This window comes from Pseudomonas sp. PME37.24/025, assembly GCF_055556615.1.
The window spans coordinates 1-362 of record NZ_JBVHNK010000057.1 but is presented as its reverse complement, the minus strand read 5'-3'; the positions used below and the strand labels follow the sequence as shown (position 1 = coordinate 362).

At 62.7% G+C, this 362-nt stretch carries 1 protein-coding gene; it reads right to left on the bottom strand.

What is annotated here, in order from left to right; genetic code table 11:
- Positions 1–362 (bottom strand): immunoglobulin-like domain-containing protein (locus tag ACZ3HH_RS29475; RefSeq protein WP_465810050.1); only part of this gene is annotated, 362 nt, incomplete at both ends.

Sequence of the window (362 nt, the reverse complement as noted above, 5' to 3'; positions counted from 1 at the left end):
TAAACCACGGTGCCGCCTTCGGCCACAGTGCTGGTCGCGGTGAGGTTCACGGTCGAGGTGTCGATGGTATCGGTCACCTCGGTGACCGCAGCCGCCGGGTTGGTCGCCAGGTTTTCGAAGTTGCCGCCCGCAGCGTCCTTGATGGTCACTTCAACCTGGCCGGCGTCCTTGTAGACGTCGTCCTTCGGCGCATCGACGGTCACGGTGCCGGTAGTTTTACCCGCTTCGATGGTGATCACTGCACCATTCGACAAAGTCACGGTGACCGGTGTGCCGGCGGCGTTGGTCAGGGTTGCGGTGTAAACGATGGAGCCGCCTTCAGCCACGGAGTCGGTCGTGCTCAGGCTGAGAGTGGTGGTGCT